The sequence below is a fragment of the Paramaledivibacter caminithermalis DSM 15212 genome, assembly GCF_900142245.1.
Lineage (GTDB): Bacteria > Bacillota > Clostridia > Peptostreptococcales > Caminicellaceae > Paramaledivibacter > Paramaledivibacter caminithermalis.
In genome coordinates this window covers 1-16,446 of the sequence record NZ_FRAG01000062.1, presented here as the reverse complement: position 1 = coordinate 16,446, position 16,446 = coordinate 1, and the positions used below count along the sequence as shown (strand labels likewise).

Sequence of the window (16,446 nt, the reverse complement as noted above, 5' to 3'; positions counted from 1 at the left end):
AAAAACATCAATATATTGAGAGAGGACGACTAATGTGCTTTATCTCATAACCAATAGAAAATTAGTAAAGTCTGGTAATTTTTATAATGTGATTCTAGAATCATTAAGGGGAGGAACCGATGCTATTATACTTCGTGAAAAGGATTTATCATATGAAGATCTACTTCCCATAGCATTTAAACTAAGAAATATAACCAATTCCTTTGGTGCTCAGTTAATTATTAATGGAAACTTAAGGATAGCTCAAATTGCAAATGCTAATTTTTTTCATATAGGTATTAAGGACTATTTAAAACAAAAATTAAACTTAAATGGAATATTATTTGGATTGTCGGTTCATAGTGTTGAAGAAGCTGTAAAAGCAGAGCGATATGGAGCTAAATATATTTTAGCTAGTCATATATTTAAAACTGATTGTAAAAAAGGTCTTAAGCCTAAAGGAATTAAGCTAATAAAAGATATTAAATCAAAAGTAAACATTCCCGTAATTGCCCTAGGTGGAATTAATGAAAGTAATATTAGAGGTGCTACTGAAGCTGGAGCTGATGGAATAGCTGTAATGTCATATATAATGGCATCTACTAAACCTTATTTGGCTGCTAAAAAATTGAAAAGTCAATTAAGAAAATACTAGATTAGGATATAGATGTATACTCATATCCTTTTTGGAAGAAAGTTGGACACCGATGTTTCCTTTTAGCTCCCTTTATAAAAATCTATAAATAGTGTAAAAGGTTTCTCAGTGTCTACCTAAGTAAATTAAACTTTATTTCTTTATTTTTTATCCTTTTCAATATTACCAATTCTATCTAGAATTATATTATATCCATCTGCACCGTAAACAAGGCATCTATTTACTCTACTAATGGTAGCTGTACTTGCCCCAGTTATTTTTTCTATTTCATGATAGGTTTTATTAGCCCTCAGCAGTTTTGCAACCTGCAATCTTTGAGAAATCGCTTGCATTTCCTTAATAGTACAAATATCTTCAAAAAATCTATAGCACTCTTCTCTATTTTCAAGCAGCAAAATTGCATCAAAAAGCTCATCTAAAAATTCCGTAGCTAGTTTTGAATTATATGTCATTTTATTCACCCCCCATAGTAATTTTTCAAATCTAAGTTTATTATAGAAATCCCAATAAATCTTTTCTATCTTGATTTATTAATGCCCTCTATTGCGGTATATGAATCATTCACCGCAAAAAAATTTTGCTCTAATAGCATTGAATTTTTATCGTATTTATATATATTATACCAAAATTTTCTCAATTAATAATTTCTGTATTAAAAGAAATAATATATTTATACAGCAATTATTGATATTAAGTTAAAATATTAAAAATTGAGGAGTGAAAATAATGAATAACGATAAGAAAAAAAAAGATGATTCTTCAAATTCTACTGCTATAGAAGCTATGAATCTAATAGACAAAACCTATAACTCAAGGAATTACAATATCATACCAAAACAAGAAAATGCCTATGTCATGCCTTGGTCAATGAAAAATGATGTGGATATGATAGATACATCTAAGTTTTATAAAGATATGGATCTCGAATAAAATTCTTATATAAAAATTAAGGACCTCAAATTTGAGGTCTTTTTTAAAGTAAACTACATAACAATACCATTAAAACCGCCCAGTTCTAAATATTGAAAATATCAACCATAAATACATTAATACAGCAGCTATTAATCCAATTTTTAGAATTGACAGATTAAATATATAAGCTTCTGTTTCAACAGTAGCTGCCATAGCAAAACCTATTATAAATCCTGCTATAATAATACTTAATGACAGTAATGCAATACTAAAGGAAATCTTATTACTTATCCTATCAAAACGCTTTAATATATCGTCAATACTTTTAAGTTTAAAATTTAAAGTATAATCTTCATCTTCCATCTTTCTAAAAAAATTAAGGATAATGTCTGGAAACTCCTTTATAAGATTTCCATAGTCAAATATACCCTCTTTTATATAGTCTTTAATTGTTTCTGGAGAAAATACCTTAAACATGAGCTTTTTAGCTATAGGCTCTGCTATTTCTAATATATTTAGTTCTGGATCCAGTTTCTCAACAACACCTTCCATTGTAGCTAAGGTTTTTACCAACATTGTAAACTCATGGGGTATCCTTATATCATATTTAAATGATAGGTTAAAAATTTTATTAAAAATTTCTCCAAGCTTTATTTGATTTATTGGAAGCTCGATATATTCATCCCTTAAATTATCTATTTCGTATTGAAGTTTTTTTGCATCGGAACGTTTCGTCATTGCACCTAGATCCATTATAGCCTGTACTATAAGTTTACTATTTTTAAAGGCAATTCCCAGAAGCATTTTCAAAAACTGCTTTTTTCGCTCTTCTCTCAGAATACCAACCATACCAAAATCTAAAAAAGCAATTTTGTTATCAGGAAAAACCTTAATATTACCAGGGTGGGGATCTCCATGATAAAAACCATCCTTTAGTATCTGTTCAAATATTGATTTTGATATAGTTCTAGCAATAAGCTTAAAATCAATATTTTGATTTTTTAGTGCTTCATAATCACTAAGGCTAGTGCCTTCTATGTATTCTAAGGTCAATACACATCTAGTCGTGTAATCCCAATAAACCGATGGTACAACAATATTTTTATTTTTTGATAGGTTTCTTTTGAATTTTTCTGTATGTTCACCTTCCGTTCTAAAATCCAGTTCATCCTTTAAAGTCTTTTGAAATTCCTTTACCATAGTGCTAAATTCATATAGTTTTCCGTACTTTGTATGATTATCAATAAACCAAGCTAAATCCTTCAATATGTTAATATCCTCTTCAATCTTTGCTTCTATTCTTGGTCTTTGTATCTTAACCACAACTCTTTGTCCGCCCTTTATCCTAGCTAAATGCACTTGCCCTATTGAAGCTGCTGCCAAAGGTTCTTCATTAAACTCGATGAAAATATCTTCTACCTTTTCACCTAGTTCATATTCTATACGATTTTTAACCTCCTCAAAGGGAAAGGGTAATGCTGAATCATGGAGTTTTTCTAATTCATTTATAATACTTGAAGGCATTAAATCTGACCTTGTACTCATTATTTGTCCAAGTTTTATAAAGGTAGGCCCCAGTTCTTCTAATGCCAACCTAAGCCTTTCTCCATTTGATAGTTGCTTCTTTTTTTCTTCTTTATCAATTATTTTCTTTTTTATATTCACATAATTTAGTATACCTAGCTGATCCAGCAAGGTACCAAAACCATGCTTCATAAATACCCTAATTATTTCCCTATAGCGTTTTATATGCTTATATCTACTAATTTGTATCAATTAATATCACAACCTATTAATAAACTTATTATCTGTATTCTGCTTGACTACATTTTTTATTATATTTTTTATTTTGTCAAGCCTATAGTTTCAATTTCTCATAATAATCTTTTATTTCTAGACTTAATAAGCTTTTGCTTAAACATAACCAACTCTAAAAATTATAATATTATACCCTTTTATTACCTTGTATTAATCGACAAGCAGTATCAAAAAATAATATATAAAGAATTATTATGAGTGAGGTGAAAATATTATGGTTAAGGGTCCTGTAGATCCAAATGCAATAAAAGCATTGAATGAAATGAAGTATGAAATAGCCAATGAGTTGGGAATAACAAAAAATTTTCTAACTAATAAAAGTGGACTTGATTCTGGTCAAAATATATTTTTTGGAGGATATGTAGGTGGACATATGACTAAAAAACTTGTTGAAATGGCAGAAAAGGAATTGATAAAATAAAAATCAGGGACATACTGTCCCTAATCTTTAAAGCAAACCAATAAGTAAAGGAACTATAATTACTGTAATTAATCCAGCTATCCCTATGGCAAGACCACTCATAGCACCCTCTGTTTCTCCTATCTCAATAGCCTTTGATGTTCCTATAGCATGGGATGCAGTACCCAACGCCACACCAGCTGCAACTTTATCTTTAATCCTAAATATTTTCAGTATAAATGGTCCAATAACAGCTCCTGATATACCAGTAACAGCTATTGCTGCTATGGTGATAGCTGGTATACCACCTATCTGGTTCGATACTTCTACACCAATAGGTGTAGTTATTGACTTAGGTATCAATGATCTTGCTATGGTATCAGATAAACCAAATAGCTTCGATAAAAAGGAAACACTAATAATTGCAGTAATAGACCCAATAGTTATCCCTATAATTATGGGTAATGCATTAGCTTTAAAGATATTAAATTGCTTATACAACGGAACCGCTAATATAACCGTAGCTGGTCCTAGAAAAAAGGATATTAACTCCCCTCCTTTATTATAAGCCTCTAAAGATATATTGAACTTAAGAAGGAAAGCTATGATTAGAATCATACTAATCAACAAAGGATTAAATATTGCTATTTTAGTTTTTCTATACATATATAGTCCAATTTCAAAGGTAACTATGGAGATAATAACTCCAAAAATTGGCGTGCTTAATATTTCCATCATATTTTAAAACTCCTTTTTAATAATTGGATGGTTAGTCCAGTAACAATCATAACAATAGCAGTAGAAATCAAACATATTAATAAAATAATTAGTCCCTTACTTTTAAGTAATTCTAAATTAGAAATCAAACTGACTCCACCAGGTATGAAAAAGAAGGGTAAATGCTCTAACATAAAATTGCTTATATCATCTATGGTTTCTACTTTAATAATTTTTAATGAAAGAAGGCATAATAATATGATCATTCCAAGGACATTTCCTGGTAAGGGAAGATTAAATATTTTCCTAATAAATTCTCCTAAAAATACAATAATCAATATAATGCCCAGCTGTCTAAGAAATTTCAAAAACGTCACCTCTATTCATATTTATTCACATAGCATTTATTATTATCCGATTCTTGAACAAGTTAAGTTTAATAAGTATACATTTTTAGATGTCATTTTATCATATTTCTTATATTAATACAATACATTTGATGTTAGGGCAAAGGCATCTGACAACGCATTTTAGTTACAAGTTCCATGTTCCAAGTTTTAAGGTCATTCTTTTAGGTCTAAAAACCTTAATTCTTGATTCTAAAATTTTACTGATAATAGTTTGCATTTCATCTCTGTTACTTGAATTTACTTAAATTCAAACATATAATTTCTTATAAAAAAAGTTTTAGCTTCTTAGCAAAAATAAAAACCATGGTATGTTTTATAAATATAATACCATAGTTTTTATCTTAAGATAGCTTTTCTGCATATTGTCCTTTTTCTTTTCTATTTCTCAATAGATCTACAAAGGCCTCTAGCCTTGTAAGATACCCACCTTCTCCAGTCATTTCATCTATGATAAGGGATAAAATAGGAATATCATTTTCAGCTTGAATACTTGGCATAAGACTCATTGAAACAATCTCTGGCATACAGGTAAAGGGCATTAATTGTATAACTCCATCGTATCCTTTCTTAGAATATAATACTGTATTGCCAACGGTTTCTCTAGCATGGCCTCCAATACAGGTTTTAATATAAGGCTTTGCTGCTTCCCATATCTTTACTTCCTTTGATAAGCCCAAGCTTCTATAAATCAACATTTCTGAAATCCATTCCCCTGTACTAAGGGACTTATGTACCTCAACACCCATTTTATTTAATTTTTTACCGATATCCAGATTTGAAAAATCTTCTATTACTGTATATATTTCTCCAACTAATCCTATTTTTAAGACATCTCTGTTTTTATCTAATGGAACTTCCTCTATTATCTTCAAAGCTTTATTCAAATGCTCTGTCATTTCCTTTGAGCCCCTACTCGCTTCTAAGTTTTTTATAAGTCTATCATATAGATTATCAATCTGATTTTCATTAATCTCATAGGGTCTTTTTTTAAGAACCATTTCTTCAAATCTATTTAACTTTTTTAATACAGTAATTGAATTCTTTAAACTCCTTCCTATTTTTATAATATTTCTTGTATTTGCTATTTTACTAACTCTACGAAGGAATTCACCTCTATCCCCCTCTGGTGCCTCGAGAACAACTATATCTACATCATATCCTAAATCCTTTAGAATTTCCTTTTGTACCTCTGAATAATAACCAAATCTGCAGGGACCGCAACCTCCCGTTATAACTATGGTATCTGCTCCTTTTTCAATACTTTCTAAATAATTACCAAGATTGATTTTAAGGGGCAAGCATATCAATTCAGGAGCATATTTTGTTCCAAGCTCCAACGTCTTTTTACTACATTTTGGTGGTACTATTGTTTCTACTCCTAGATCATCAAACAATGCTTTAATTGGGATATATGAATTTCCTATGTGTGGAAAGGTTATTTTCATTTTTTTCCCTCCATCTAATCATATCTACAAAGGCTTCTATTCTAGTATCTATACCAGCTTCCCCCGTATGTTCATCAATAGTTAATAGGGTAAAGGGCTTATTAGAACTTCTTCTTATTCTTCTTTCTACAATATCTGCTATAACCGAATCTAACCCGCATCCAAAGGATGATAAATATATAATCCCACAAACTTCATTATCTTCCATGGCATAAAGAGCAGTTCCAAGTATTTTTCTCCCAAAGCTCCAGAACATCTTTTTATCCAAAGTCTCTGCATTTTGATTTATAACATTCCTATTTAAAGCATCACAAGTTATAACAGAAAGCTTATATCCTCTAAGTTTTTTTATAATGTTCATACTTGAATATGAATCATATATATTATAGGGATGCCCCAAGAGTACAACCTTTACTTCTTCATTTAATTGTTCTATATAATTATTTTCTAATATATCAATAGGTAATAATCCTTTTTTCATGAGAGAATGATATTCATTATGTTGCTCTAAGGCATTTTTAAATGCCTTTTTTATTTCATTTACATCTCTAGTAATATATCTTCCTATTTCTATAATAGTTTTATTTAGATTTTTTTTGGATTTTCTAAAATCTATATTAGTATCAATAATGTTTTGTACATCCTTTAATGAATATTTTATCATTTCAGGCAAACCACAAAACTTGGGACAAATATATTCGTATTTATTAACACTTGTTAATCTTGGAATGAAGATATAATCTACCTTATCCTTTAAGTTTAAAACATGTCCATGAAATATTTTTACAGGCAGACAAGCTTCATCGACGGTACTTTTAACTCCATTATCTATAATTTCCTTATTAGTTTTTTCCGACACTACAACCTCAGCACCTAGGTTTTCAAAAAAAGATATCCATAACCTAAAATACTCATAAAAAAGAAGCGCTCTTGGAATACCAACTTTTATAGGCATAATCTACCTCCATTATCTTACTCTGTACTCATTCACCTTGAAACTAGAAAACTTTAACCTCAGCAACTTTTATGCTAATTTTTCATTATCTTGTGTTACTTGTATATTACCCCAACTACCACATTTGTCTCCCCATCTAGCTACTAATTTTTTATCTCTATAAAACTCAACAACCTCACACATATTGGGGCATCTTTCACATTCAAAGCTTTTTACATTAAAACTGCTGTCAGCTATGTCTAATCCTAAAAATTTAGTTTTTCCTGTGTTTGCAACTTCATCTTTAGCTAAAAGACATGCTCCAATCGCTCCCATAACATTTGCATACTTTGGAACAATAATATTACATCCCAATATTTTTTCGAATGCTCTTTTTATCCCTATATTAGCTGCAACCCCTCCTTGAAAAATAACAGGAGGCTTAATTTCTTTTCCTTTACCTAGATTATTAAGATAATTTCTTGCCATAGCTTCACATAATCCGTTGATAATATCTTCTTGATTATGTCCAAGTTGCTGCTTATGTATCATATCAGATTCTGCAAATACTGCACATCTGCCTGCTATTCTCACAGGTGACTTTGATTTTAATGCAAGAGTTCCAAATTCCTCAATTGGAATCCCCAGCCTTTCAGCCTGTCTATCTAAAAAAGAACCTGTTCCAGCTGCACAAACTGTATTCATAGCAAAATCATATACAATTCCATCTCTTAGTAAAATAATTTTGGAATCTTGTCCACCTATTTCAATTATAGTTTTTACATCGGGTACAATATTTAATGCCGCTACACCGTGGGCTGTTATTTCATTTTTAACTATATCAGCTCCCAGCATAATAGCAGCTAAATGTCTCCCACTACCTGTAGTTCCTACACCTAGTACCTCTATATCTCTTTGCAACCTATCCTTTATTTGCATAAATGCCATTTTTAATGCTTCTATTGGTTTACCCTTCGTTCTTATATATAAGGTATCTACTATATTTTTATTAGAGTCCATAGCAACAATATTTGTGCTAACAGAACCCACATCTACTCCAAGATATATCTCTTTCATTTCTTTCTCCCTTCTAATGTGCTAATAAATCTATATTTTGATTTTTTTGAATAAACAACTTCTCTAATATATATTGGAAAAATCAAAATATAAATGATTTATTGAGCTTTTATATTTTAAGTATTTCATCAGTTTTATATTATTAACAAAAATTAAAAAAATATATACTAAAACTAATATTATCTGTAAAAAACATTTTATATGTGTTAATTTAATGATTTTTTTGATAGGACATAATATTTTAAAAATCATTATTTGTTTGCATTATTTATATTTAAAGGTACTACATGTATTCCTTCATCTTGCTTCCATTCAGCATAAAAAACTTCTTTTACATTATTAAAGCCCTGTAACTGTAATTGTTTTTGCAACCAATTTTCTTCAAATCCAGAGTTCTTAAGGTTATCCCATAGCACTTCACCATCGTTAATTAAGGTAACTGGTAAATAAACAGGCTTTTTCTGCAAGTTTAAGTCTTCAACATTTGGTTGTGTATATTTGGATTTTTTCAAAATGCTTAATTTCCCATTGGCCTCTAAAATTCCATATTCGACTTCACGAATAGAAAATACATCTTTTTGTCTAAGTAGATTTAATAATTCATTAATATCAATTTTATTCTTTTTTAATTCTTTACGATCAATTAAGCCATTTCTAATCACTATAGAAGGATTACCTTCCAAAAAACCCCTTAATTTGCTATATTTTTGTGTAAGCATTTCAACTATAAGCATCAATACTGCCCATATCAGTAATGTACTTAATATATAGAATATACCAACTTCTTTATCATATATGGCATTACCTAATAATTCTCCTAGCACTATGGCAGAAATAAAATCAAAGGGTGCAATTTGGCTTAGCTGTCTTCTACCAATAATCTTAGTAATAATAAAAAGGGCCATAAAACCTATGATTAACTCTATAACTGTATATACAAATCTTATTTTCATATCACAACTCCTTTTTTATAACTCATAAACTCTTATTGTTTTTAATTAAAAATTATATATATAGGTCTTGCATAGTAAAATCTAACTTCCTATGTCAAAAATACATGATATATATTTCTACAATTTTTAAAAATCTCTTAAGAATTTTTTTTCCTAAAAGGGACAACATGTAACCCTTCATCAAACTTCCATTCAGCAAAAAAGACCTCATTTATATCATTTATCCCATTAGCCTCAAGCTCTTTTTTAAGCCATTCTTCATCAAGTCCACAAGCCTTAAGATTTTCAAAAATAATCTCCCTATCTAAAATAAAAGCTACAGGTAAATATACTTCTCTATTGATTAAATTTAAATCTTCCCTTGTGGGAGTATCATATTTAGCTTTTTTTAATATACTTAATGATCCATTTGGCTCTAAAATAGCATATTTTACTTCTCTAATCGAAAAAATATCCCTTCCCCTAAGCAAGCTCATAAGTTCATTTATATCTAGCTTTTCTTTTTTTAATTGTTCAAAATCTATGTACCCATTCCTAATTAAAATTGAAGGATCACCTTCAAAAAATATTCTAGTTCTTCTAAATTTCTGTGTTATTCGTTCAATCATATATATTAAAAATGTCCATAAAAAAACTGCATATAGAAATATAAATATATTTGTATCTTTATCATAAATTGCATTCCCTAATAATTCACCTAATACTAAAGCAGAAATAAAATCAAAGGGTGTTACCTGACTTATTTGGGTTTTCCCTAAGATTTTAGTAATTAATAGAAGAGCAAAAAAACCTAAAATTAATTGAAGGGTTAACTCTCCTAAAAACTTTATCTCCATCATTTCATCCTTTCATTGATTATAAAACGAAATAAATATTAGTTATATATATTTATATTATTTCTAGATTTACAATTTATATAGCAAAAATATTAAATATAATTGAAATAATAGGTGAAAGATAATATACTATATACGTTAAAAGCAATAAGTCTAAATTATTTCTTTTTATATCAAGTTAGGACTAATTTAATATGGAGGAATGTTATATGAAAATTAATACAAAAAAATTAGTATTAATAGCAATGTTTATCTCCCTTAGTTTTATAGGAGCGTATATTCCTATTCCTAGTCCCGTAGGAACCTTAGGCTTAGATTCCATGTCTGGATATTTAGCAGGGCTACTTTTAGGAAGTTTAGAAGGTGGGCTAATCGCCTTTATAGGTCATCTAATAATTGCTGTAAATAAAGGCTTTTATCTTACAGCTCCAGTTCACCTAATAGTGGCATTTATGATGCTTGTTTCAGTTTACTTATACGGATTTACATATAGGAGAACCAATATATTTACTGCTGCATTTGTTGGAATATTATTAAATGGGGTTGTATCACCTCTAGTTTTACTATTATTTCCCCAATTTGGATGGTCGTTTTTCTTAGGAACACTTCCATTTTTATTAACAGCAAGTGCTTTAAATGTCATTCTTTCTATTTTAATATACATACCACTAAAAAATAATATATTCAATGATTAAAGGATTTGATAAAAATGCTTTATACCCATAGAGATGTTAGCTTTATACACCTAAATGATAGTCAATTCCTAGCTATAGCCTGTGATTCCTGTGGAGCAATAGGTTTAAAGGAAAAAGATATTGTAATGGTGCCTCCTAATATTACTGGAAAATATACTACAAGAGTATGTCTTATGGAAATTCTGTCTATTGGAGCTACACCCATAGGTATTACGGTAAATATATGTAATGAACCTAATCCAACGGGAAATAACATTTTAAAGGGAGTTATGGATGAATTATCTGAAGCAGGTTTCGATATACCAATTACAATAAGTACTGAAAAAAATATGGAAACTTACATGACAGCCCTAGGTATAACCATCATTGGAATTATAAATAAAAATGATATTTTAATTAAGGAGCTATCCAGTGGCGATTATATATATGCTATCGGTAATCCAAGCATTGGAAATGAAGTTTTAGAAAATCAAGCTTTGATATCGGACCTTAAAATATTAAGAAAAGTTTTAGAATTAGAAAAGGAAAATATAAAAGAAGTTATCCCCGTTGGTTCATCTGGAATTAAGGGAGAATTAGATAATCTAAATAAATATCGATCTATAAAAATTCGTTTTATTAATAATCTAAAAATAGATATTAATAAATCTGCAGGTCCATGTACTGTAATTATAGCTATAAGCAAATCTAAATTTAAGAATGACCTCGGTATCCCTATTAGTCTAATAGGAAAAATAATCTAAAATGTTTTTCAAGAGGGTTTTTACCCCCTTTATCTATTAAATTCTTACATTTCTATTACTATTTATGTAAAAAGGTATTAATATTCATTAATAAAATATATTATTAGTATTTAAAGTCTTCACTTAAATTACTATATAGGATTTACATAGTAAAACTTAATTTATACATGTGCAAATATGCAATGCTTCTGGGCATTTTGGACATGTATAAATTAAAGTCTTTACTTAAATTCCTATAGCTGTTACTAATTTTTATCTTAATCCTACATCTTTTATATAACAGGCAGTATATCAAGTATTTCAAAGGCTATCTGGACCCTCAGTCTTTGATTGTAATCATTTAAGTCTATATTTAGTAGATCCATTATTCTCTTTAGTCTATAGCTAAGGGTATTACCATGTATATGAAGATAGTCCTTTGTATAAGTCCAGTTTCCATTACTCTTAATGTAAATTTTAAGAGTTTCCAAGTACTCGTTTCTTGTATTCTTTTTATAATTTAAAAGAGGTCCTAGGGTTTTTGAAATAAAATATTCAAGATCCTTTTTGTCATTATTTAAAAGCATTTTTTTTATTTCTAGATCATCATAAAAATAATATAGATTTTCACCCTCGATATTTTTAGTCATCCTTACTGCTTGTATAGCATTAGAATAGGAGGTCTTAAAGTTTTCCAAACTATTAATTTCATCACTTACTCCTGCTCTAACCTTCTTATTGCCATATCTAGTAAAAAAACTTATATTATTTTCCGTCACAATATTTTCTAAAAAAAGCTTTATCTTATCCTTGTTATTATCATTATCTAATTGAAGTATAATGATAATCTTATTGCCCTTGATTAAGGCTATAGAATTATTGAAAATCCTATTTATCTTTTCATTTATAACACTATAATAATATCTTATATATTTATTAAATTTCTTTTGATGTTCTTCTTCACTAATGGCTACCTTATCCCTTTCAACTTCAATAACAATTATTTGATGTTTCATATCAAAACGAAATCCGTAGTTTTTGGCACACTTTACAATATAATCTTTATTTTGATTCACGATAAGACTATCTAGAAAATCCCCCTTAAGAGTCTGTTCCATATTACTTAATTCATTTAGTTTCAATAACTCAAGGGCAAGTATTGTCACACTTCTTTCCACAGTAATATTATCAAGCTCTGAGTATTCATCATTATCAGCTACGATACAAAGCCAACCCAATGTATCTCTGTTCACCATTATAGGAGAAAAATAAAAATGAAGGTTTTTATCATCATTGAAATACTTTGATGTTTTGTTCTCTCTTAAATATTTTATTAGATTATAATTTATTGATTTAACAGTATCTATATCAGTGTAATAACTAAAAACATAGTTACTAATATTGTAAAATAAATCAATAATAAAAATATCTCTTTTGAGTAGTGATGATGTTTCTAAAATAATATCCTCCACACTACAGCCATTTAGTATCATTTCGGTAAATCTACTATGCAGACCCGTTGAATATTTATACTTATTTCTTTCAGATTTTAACATCTTATTATATTTCTCTAAATCCGCATTATTTTTTAATTGCCTCTCATAATTTTGTGCATTTATTATAGCTATAGTCGCTTGAACAGATATTGCTTCTAAAAGAGATACGTCCTCTTCATTTAGTGCAACATGGTTTTCAAAATTATCTATAACTATTACCCCGATACATTCTTCTCTGTATATCAAAGGGCAGCATATGGATCCTAAAAGCTCATTCTGTTTTTTATTTAAGGATTGCTGAAGTATTTTCATATTTTTTTCTCTCATGGTTCCCATAGCAATTTTTATATCATGAGGATTATTAAAAAACATGGTTTCCTGTTTTTGGAAAGCAATACCTGTCATGGACTCCCCTGGATAAAGATTGACCTCTGTAATATTGCTATCAAAGCCCACAAAAGCTCTTATCTCCAGCATCTCTGTATCCTTATTATAAATAAAAATTACTCCCGTATCTCCACCTTTAATTAATTCAAGAGATTTCTTTAACAAAAATTCTAGTATATAATCGGTATCTTGTGTAGAATTAAGCAGTTTGCTGGCTTCTAAAAGTTCCTTAAGTTTATTTATTTTAAGTAATGAACTATCCATTATATACACCTTCATATAATATATTTATTTAATACTCATCAAAGTTTAAATTTATTTATGTCTATTATTGTATAAGAATACACTAAATTTGTCTATAAAATTTTGTTGTTAGCACCATAGAAAAAAATATTAAAACTGGTAGAATCTTTAGAATATAAGAATATATTAAATATATTTAACAAAGGAGGTTTTAGTACATGAGTTTATTGATGGCATTTTCTATCGTATTGGTGGTTTTAGCCATAGGAGACATTGTTTCTACTAAATCTAAGGCTTTTATTCCATCGGTATTTGTTGCTGCACTATTATTTTTGTTTGGATTTTGGACTTTCTTCCCACAGGATATCGTTGACCTTGCAGGCTTTCAAAAGCCAATTATTTATTTATCCATGTACTTATTAATAACTCATATGGGTACACTGCTAACTATAAAGGAATTAATTAGCCAATGGAAAACTATCACTGTAGCTTTAGTAGGAATTGTAGGCATTTGTGCACTTACCCTTACATTAGGTAGAGTTATTTTTGGCTGGGAGACAGTTGTAATTGCTACTCCTCCACTAACAGGTGGTATCGTAGCTGCAATCATAATGTCTGAGGCTGCTGCTAATATGGGTATGGATGATTTAGCGGTGCTTGCTATTGTGACTTATGTAATGCAGGGTTTTGTTGGTTATCCCCTTACAGCTCTTATGTTGAAAAAAGAGGGAACAAGACTTCTTAATGGTTTTAGAAGCGGTGAATTAAAACCCTCTAAAAAGACTGAAACTAATGAAGAAGCTAAACCCCACAAAAAACTTATACCCCCCGTACCAAAGAATTACCTAACAACCTATGTAATACTTGCAAAGCTTGGTATAACTGCATGGGCTGCTGTGGGATTTGCAAACCTTATAAAGCCAGTGGTTGATATCTCTCCATTTGTTATGTGTTTATTCTTTGGTGTAATTGCTCAAGAATTAGGTTTCGTAGAGCAAAGACCTCTAAATCTTTCAAGTTCTTTTGGCTTCTTGATCACAGGACTAATGGCATTCATATTTGCAGGTCTTGCTAAAGCTACACCATCAATGCTTGCTAAAATAGCTATTCCCCTTGCAGGAATTATAGTTATAGGTGTATTTGGAATGGCTGTACTTTCAATGTTAATTGGTAAAAAATTGGGGTACACTAAAGAAATGTCCTTTGCCATAGCTCTTACTGCTCTTTATGGATTCCCACCAAACTATATTCTTACTGAAGAAGCATCAAAGGCCCTAACTGAAACCGATGAGGAAAAAGAATTCCTTATGGATGAGATGCTTCCAAAAATGCTGGTGGGAGGATTTACAACAGTTACGATTGTATCTGTAATAGTTGCAGGTATATTTATCAATCTATTATAGCCCATCATAACATCTCGTTTTTATAAAAGAAGTATTATGAAAATAAGTTTAAACAGGATTAGAAAGGATATTGAAAAGCTTTCAAAATTCATTCCTAATCCATACCAAGGTCTTACAAGATTCTATTTTACTATATTAAATTAGGGGAGGTATTTTAAATGAATATTAAAGAACTGGCAAAAAAATATAAACAATACGCCATTGACTTAAGAAGAGAGTTCCATATGAATCCTGAGCCAAGTATGAAAGAAGAAAGAACCTCTGATAGAGTTGTAGAAGAGTTAACGAAAATGGGAATTGAATGTAGTAAGGTTGCTGGAACTGGAGTAGTTGGAATTATTAGAGGCTCCTCTGAAGGTAAAACTATAGCCCTAAGGGCCGATATGGATGCCCTTGAAGTAAATGAAGAAAATGATAAGGACTATAAATCAAAGACTCCTGGCATTATGCATGCTTGTGGCCATGATGGTCATACTGCAGGATTACTAACGGCAGCTAAAATATTAAATGATATTAAGGCTGAACTTAGCGGTACTGTAAAATTATTTTTCCAACCAGGTGAAGAAGTGGCGCAGGGTGCTAAAAAAATGATAGAAGAAGGGGTAATGGAAGGTGTCAATGGAGTTTTCGGAATTCATCTATGGAATGATATAGATGCTGGTAAAGTTTCCATAGAGGCTGGTCCAAGAATGGCATCCGCTGGAATATTCAAAATAGATGTGATAGGAAAAGGCGGACATGGCTCCATGCCTAATCAAGGTATTGATGCAGTAGTTGTTGGATCTTCCATAGTTATGAATCTTCAATCCCTTGTTAGTAGAGAAATCAATCCTTTAGATCCTGCTGTTATAAGTATCGGTATGTTTAATGCTGGAACAAGGTTCAATGTTATTGCAGGGAAAGCCCATCTAGAAGGAACTACAAGATGCTTCAGCATGGAAATAAATAATTCCTTTGAGGAAATGATTACTAGGGTAGCTGAAAATACTGCCAAGAGCTATAGAGCTGAGGTTGAAGTTGATTATAAGCAGCTTGTCATCCCTACAATAAATAATCCCCAAATGTCTGCAATAGGGGAAAAAGCTGTAGAAAAAATAAGGGGTAAGGATGCCCTTATAACTTTTGAAAAAACCACAGGCGGTGAAGATTTTTCATTCTTTACTGAAAAAACACCAGGAGTCTTTGCCTTTGTAGGTTCAAGAAACGACAAAAAGTTAGAATATTTCCCACATCATCATCCAAAATTTGATATTGATGAAGATGCTTTAGAAGTAGCTTCAGCATTGTATGCTCAATTTGCAGTTGATTTTCTTGAAAAATTTTAAAAAAAGAAAAATAATATAGATATTCCAGTAAAACAGTTA

General features: G+C 30.0%; 17 protein-coding genes. 7 read left to right on the top strand and 10 right to left on the bottom strand.

What is annotated here, in order from left to right; all coding sequences use genetic code 11:
* Nucleotides 1-34: 34 nt before the first annotated feature.
* Nucleotides 35-634 (top strand): thiamine phosphate synthase, encoded by a 600-nt coding sequence (locus tag BUB36_RS16155; RefSeq protein ID WP_073152656.1) that lies wholly within the window; start codon nt 35-37, stop codon nt 632-634.
* Nucleotides 635-774: 140 nt separating this feature from the next.
* On the opposite strand, the gene BUB36_RS16150 is transcribed toward BUB36_RS16155, so the two are convergent.
* Nucleotides 775-1,086, bottom strand: coding sequence for a YerC/YecD family TrpR-related protein (locus BUB36_RS16150; RefSeq protein ID WP_073152653.1), 312 nt, complete (start codon nt 1,084-1,086; stop codon nt 775-777).
* Nucleotides 1,087-1,360: 274 nt separating this feature from the next.
* Between BUB36_RS16150 and BUB36_RS16145 the strand changes: the two genes are divergently transcribed.
* Complete coding sequence (locus BUB36_RS16145; protein ID WP_073152650.1) at nt 1,361-1,564, top strand: hypothetical protein; 204 nt, start codon at nt 1,361-1,363, stop codon at nt 1,562-1,564.
* Nucleotides 1,565-1,633: 69 nt separating this feature from the next.
* On the opposite strand, the gene ubiB is transcribed toward BUB36_RS16145, so the two are convergent.
* A complete protein-coding gene (gene ubiB / locus BUB36_RS16140; RefSeq protein ID WP_278247858.1) occupies nt 1,634-3,322 on the bottom strand; it encodes a 2-polyprenylphenol 6-hydroxylase in 1,689 nt (562 codons plus the stop codon).
* A gap of 256 nt (nt 3,323-3,578) precedes the next feature.
* Here ubiB and BUB36_RS16135 point away from each other — a divergent pair, with 256 nt between their 5' ends.
* Nucleotides 3,579-3,785 (top strand): alpha/beta-type small acid-soluble spore protein, encoded by a 207-nt coding sequence (locus BUB36_RS16135; RefSeq protein ID WP_073152648.1) that lies wholly within the window; start codon nt 3,579-3,581, stop codon nt 3,783-3,785.
* Between the two features lie 27 nt (nt 3,786-3,812).
* On the opposite strand, the gene BUB36_RS16130 is transcribed toward BUB36_RS16135, so the two are convergent.
* The 7 genes from BUB36_RS16130 to BUB36_RS16100 all read right to left on the bottom strand — a co-directional run bounded on the left by BUB36_RS16130 (nt 3,813) and on the right by BUB36_RS16100 (nt 10,139).
* Entirely contained in the window at nt 3,813-4,502 is a 690-nt protein-coding gene (locus BUB36_RS16130; RefSeq protein ID WP_073152645.1) for an LrgB family protein, read from the bottom strand.
* A complete protein-coding gene (locus BUB36_RS16125; protein WP_073152643.1) occupies nt 4,499-4,849 on the bottom strand; it encodes a CidA/LrgA family protein in 351 nt (116 codons plus the stop codon). The genes BUB36_RS16130 and BUB36_RS16125 overlap by 4 nt, the downstream gene beginning before the upstream one ends.
* Nucleotides 4,850-5,232: 383 nt before the next feature.
* A complete protein-coding gene (locus BUB36_RS16120) occupies nt 5,233-6,336 on the bottom strand; it encodes a CoA protein activase (RefSeq protein ID WP_073152640.1) in 1,104 nt (367 codons plus the stop codon).
* Nucleotides 6,290-7,291 (bottom strand): acyl-CoA dehydratase activase-related protein, encoded by a 1,002-nt coding sequence (locus tag BUB36_RS16115; RefSeq protein ID WP_073152636.1) that lies wholly within the window; start codon nt 7,289-7,291, stop codon nt 6,290-6,292. The genes BUB36_RS16120 and BUB36_RS16115 overlap by 47 nt, the downstream gene beginning before the upstream one ends.
* A 69-nt stretch (nt 7,292-7,360) precedes the next feature.
* The gene (locus BUB36_RS16110) at nt 7,361-8,347 is read right to left on the bottom strand and encodes an acyl-CoA dehydratase activase (RefSeq protein WP_073152633.1); all 987 of its coding nucleotides are present in this window, start codon (nt 8,345-8,347) and stop codon (nt 7,361-7,363) included.
* 251 nt (nt 8,348-8,598) lie between these two features.
* Nucleotides 8,599-9,300 (bottom strand): YetF domain-containing protein, encoded by a 702-nt coding sequence (locus tag BUB36_RS16105; protein ID WP_073152630.1) that lies wholly within the window; start codon nt 9,298-9,300, stop codon nt 8,599-8,601.
* Nucleotides 9,301-9,437: 137 nt separating this feature from the next.
* Entirely contained in the window at nt 9,438-10,139 is a 702-nt protein-coding gene (locus BUB36_RS16100) for a DUF421 domain-containing protein (RefSeq protein WP_242655875.1), read from the bottom strand.
* 206 nt (nt 10,140-10,345) lie between these two features.
* Between BUB36_RS16100 and BUB36_RS16095 the strand changes: the two genes are divergently transcribed.
* Together BUB36_RS16095 and BUB36_RS16090 are read left to right on the top strand one after the other, a co-directional pair.
* On the top strand, nt 10,346-10,831 hold the full coding sequence (locus BUB36_RS16095; RefSeq protein ID WP_073152625.1) for an ECF transporter S component: 486 nt from the start codon (nt 10,346-10,348) through the stop codon (nt 10,829-10,831).
* A gap of 14 nt (nt 10,832-10,845) precedes the next feature.
* Nucleotides 10,846-11,574, top strand: coding sequence for an AIR synthase related protein (locus BUB36_RS16090; RefSeq protein WP_073152622.1), 729 nt, complete (start codon nt 10,846-10,848; stop codon nt 11,572-11,574).
* 272 nt (nt 11,575-11,846) lie between these two features.
* On the opposite strand, the gene BUB36_RS16085 is transcribed toward BUB36_RS16090, so the two are convergent.
* Nucleotides 11,847-13,700 (bottom strand): helix-turn-helix domain-containing protein, encoded by a 1,854-nt coding sequence (locus BUB36_RS16085; RefSeq protein ID WP_073152620.1) that lies wholly within the window; start codon nt 13,698-13,700, stop codon nt 11,847-11,849.
* A 197-nt stretch (nt 13,701-13,897) separates the two neighbouring features.
* Between BUB36_RS16085 and BUB36_RS16080 the strand changes: the two genes are divergently transcribed.
* Together BUB36_RS16080 and BUB36_RS16075 are read left to right on the top strand one after the other, a co-directional pair.
* Nucleotides 13,898-15,082, top strand: a complete 1,185-nt coding sequence (locus BUB36_RS16080) for a hypothetical protein (protein WP_073152617.1) — start codon at nt 13,898-13,900, stop codon at nt 15,080-15,082.
* Between the two features lie 158 nt (nt 15,083-15,240).
* The gene (locus tag BUB36_RS16075) at nt 15,241-16,407 is read left to right on the top strand and encodes a M20 family metallopeptidase (RefSeq protein ID WP_073152614.1); all 1,167 of its coding nucleotides are present in this window, start codon (nt 15,241-15,243) and stop codon (nt 16,405-16,407) included.
* Nucleotides 16,408-16,446: the final 39 nt, after the last annotated feature.

Bases quoted from the DNA above. Each gene is read 5' to 3' on its own strand.
- BUB36_RS16100 (WP_242655875.1), bottom strand. From the start codon at position 10,139: ATGATGGAGATAAAGTTTTTAGGAGAGTTAACCCTTCAATTAATTTTA.
- BUB36_RS16120 (WP_073152640.1), bottom strand. From the start codon at position 6,336: ATGAAAATAACCTTTCCACACATAGGAAATTCATATATCCCAATTAAA.
- BUB36_RS16095 (WP_073152625.1), top strand. From the start codon at position 10,346: ATGAAAATTAATACAAAAAAATTAGTATTAATAGCAATGTTTATCTCC.
- BUB36_RS16080 (WP_073152617.1), top strand. From the start codon at position 13,898: ATGAGTTTATTGATGGCATTTTCTATCGTATTGGTGGTTTTAGCCATA.
- BUB36_RS16150 (WP_073152653.1), bottom strand. From the start codon at position 1,086: ATGACATATAATTCAAAACTAGCTACGGAATTTTTAGATGAGCTTTTT.
- BUB36_RS16110 (WP_073152633.1), bottom strand. From the start codon at position 8,347: ATGAAAGAGATATATCTTGGAGTAGATGTGGGTTCTGTTAGCACAAAT.
- BUB36_RS16135 (WP_073152648.1), top strand. From the start codon at position 3,579: ATGGTTAAGGGTCCTGTAGATCCAAATGCAATAAAAGCATTGAATGAA.
- BUB36_RS16145 (WP_073152650.1), top strand. From the start codon at position 1,361: ATGAATAACGATAAGAAAAAAAAAGATGATTCTTCAAATTCTACTGCT.
- BUB36_RS16130 (WP_073152645.1), bottom strand. From the start codon at position 4,502: ATGATGGAAATATTAAGCACGCCAATTTTTGGAGTTATTATCTCCATA.
- BUB36_RS16085 (WP_073152620.1), bottom strand. From the start codon at position 13,700: ATGGATAGTTCATTACTTAAAATAAATAAACTTAAGGAACTTTTAGAA.
- BUB36_RS16115 (WP_073152636.1), bottom strand. From the start codon at position 7,291: ATGCCTATAAAAGTTGGTATTCCAAGAGCGCTTCTTTTTTATGAGTAT.
- BUB36_RS16105 (WP_073152630.1), bottom strand. From the start codon at position 9,300: ATGAAAATAAGATTTGTATATACAGTTATAGAGTTAATCATAGGTTTT.
- BUB36_RS16090 (WP_073152622.1), top strand. From the start codon at position 10,846: ATGCTTTATACCCATAGAGATGTTAGCTTTATACACCTAAATGATAGT.
- BUB36_RS16075 (WP_073152614.1), top strand. From the start codon at position 15,241: ATGAATATTAAAGAACTGGCAAAAAAATATAAACAATACGCCATTGAC.